This is a genomic window from Pontibacter sp. HJ8, from assembly GCF_054824225.1.
In genome coordinates this window covers 1-2,465 of record NZ_JSYF01000228.1, presented here as the reverse complement: position 1 = coordinate 2,465, position 2,465 = coordinate 1, and the positions used below count along the sequence as shown (strand labels likewise).

The 2,465-nt window shown below is 52.3% G+C and carries 1 protein-coding gene and 1 pseudogene; one reads left to right on the top strand and one right to left on the bottom strand.

The genetic code is table 11. The features are described from left to right. A pseudogene (locus OB13_RS10820) lies at positions 1-834 on the bottom strand (penicillin-binding protein); the annotation flags it as partial. 371 nt (positions 835-1,205) lie between these two features. On the opposite strand from OB13_RS10820, the gene purB reads away from it, so the two are divergent. Next, the coding region (gene purB / locus OB13_RS10815) for an adenylosuccinate lyase (RefSeq protein ID WP_461490180.1) at positions 1,206-2,465 on the top strand (1,260 nt) is incomplete at its 3' end.

Sequence of the window (2,465 nt, the reverse complement as noted above, 5' to 3'; positions counted from 1 at the left end):
AACCACCAGATTATTGACCATGGCGCTGCCTTTTACAGTTAGCCTGTTGCGCTTGTAGCTTTTTTCCTTGAGGTTGAGGTGAAGTGTATCGAAGGAGACGACGCCATCAAACTTTTCCTGGACATACGGCAGCCTGATGCCGTGGTCGTCGGAGGCGAAGAGACTCGTACTGACGTTGTAATTACGGGCATCGATCTTTCCTTTTACCCGCATGTTGTTCACAAGCGAGTCCGTTCGGATAGATACCTGGGAATTGATGTCGCCATTTTCGATGGTCAGATAGGGCATCCGGACATCGATGTTCCGGTTGGTAGACGTGAAGGTGACATTGAGGTTCTTGAAATCCACCTGATCCGGCACATTGTCAAAAGCTGTCTCCAGTAGCCGGTTCAGCAACTCCCCATAGTTCCGTGATTTGCTGGCTGTGGTATCAGTTGGTTGACCGTCAGCCTCTTTTTTCAGCAGAAAAGAGAAATTGTTCTGGTCCCCTTTCTTCACAGCCGTCAGGTAGCCATTGACCACTTCCAGCCGCCGCAGCACGATTCGCCCTTTAAACAAGGACCGGAACCCGACGGCAGCATGTACACTGTCGGTCCGGAAAAGCGTGTCCTGGCCATGAGGAGTTAACGAGATCCCGGTGAGTACCACTGAGGTCAAATCCGTGAACCTGGCTTGGCTAATTGTCAAATCTACAGGGTATTTGCTCTCTACCTTTTCTTCTACACGGCTGATGGTGTAGCTTAACAACCTGCTTCTGAAGGCAAATAAGGCAATAGTGAGGAGGAAGAGGAAGGCCAGCAGCACGCCGGCCCCAATCAATATTCGTTTTTTCAATCGTTGGTTCAAAATATTCAGATGCGAATTACGCTAATAAGATTAAGTATCAAAATATAGTACTGATATTATATATTACTTCTTAACCATACGTAGATACGTATAATTTGTGTTATTCAACCCACATACGGTGTAGGCCGGATTTTGATATTGCCTACAGGCTTTTGCTCTTCCCATTGCAAGCCAAGTGCCAAAGTTGGTGCGGGCAGCATACCTACTTACGACAACCTGTATCCGGACGCATGCTTTCTTTCCGGTTCTCTCGCCCGGCAACGCTTTACGGGGCAAATGAGGGCAAGCTGAAATACGTCCGGCTTTCTGGCTTACTTGCCCAAAGCTGCTTATCTTTGACCAAAGAAACATTCTCGTTCATGAACCTGACTTCACTTACTGCCATATCTCCTGTTGATGGCCGCTATCGCCGCAACACGTCTGAACTTGCTGCCTATTTTTCTGAATTCGGCCTGATCCGCTACCGGGTACTGGTAGAGGTCGAGTATTTTATAGCGCTGTGCGAATTGCCCCTGCCTCAGCTGGCGGGCGTACCTTCCCAGCAGTTTGCAGCGCTCCGTGCCATTTACGAGCAGTTTTCGGAAGCCGATGCCCTGCGCATCAAAGATACAGAGAAGACCACCAACCACGATGTGAAAGCGGTGGAGTATTTCATCAAAGAGAGATTTGACGGACTTGGATTGGGCCAGTACAAAGAGTTCATCCACTTCGGGCTAACCTCCCAGGATGTGAACAACACGGCTATACCCCTCTCATTGCGCGAAGCCGATGACAAGGTGCTCATGCCCCTCTACCTCCAACTGCACCAGACGCTGGCCGAACTGGCGCAGCAGTGGAAGGACATCCCGATGCTGGCGCATACCCACGGCCAGCCCGCCTCTCCTACCCGGCTGGGCAAGGAGATCATGGTATTTGCCGAGCGCCTCGATGCGCAGCTGGCCCAGGTGCGCCAGGTACCCTTTTCAGCTAAATTTGGGGGAGCTACCGGCAACTTCAATGCCCACCATGTGGCTTACCCGGATGTGAACTGGCCCGAGTTCGGGAACCGTTTTGTGCAGGAGGTACTCGGTCTGCGCCGCAGCCAGTATACTACCCAGATAGAGCATTACGATAACCTGGCGGCCTATTTTGACGGCCTGAAGCGACTGAACACCATCCTGATCGACTTCTCACGCGACGTGTGGCAGTATGTATCGATGGGGTATTTTAAGCAGAAGATCAAAGCCGGTGAGATCGGTTCCTCGGCCATGCCGCACAAGGTGAACCCGATTGACTTCGAGAACGCGGAAGGAAACTTAGGTATAGCCAATGCCGTGCTGGAGCACTTGTCGGCCAAATTGCCGATCTCCCGCCTGCAGCGTGACCTGACGGACTCTACCGTACTGCGCAACGTCGGCGTGCCGCTGGCCCACATCCTGATCGCGCTGAAGTCGCTGGAGCGCGGCATCGGCAAACTGGAACTGAATGAAGCGGCGCTGCGCCACCACCTGGAGGAAAACTGGGCCGTAGTAGCCGAAGGTATACAGACCGTTTTGCGCCGTGAAGGCTATCCGCAACCCTACGAAGCGCTGAAGGACCTGACGCGTAAAAACGAGAAAATCACCGAACAGGCGATCGCC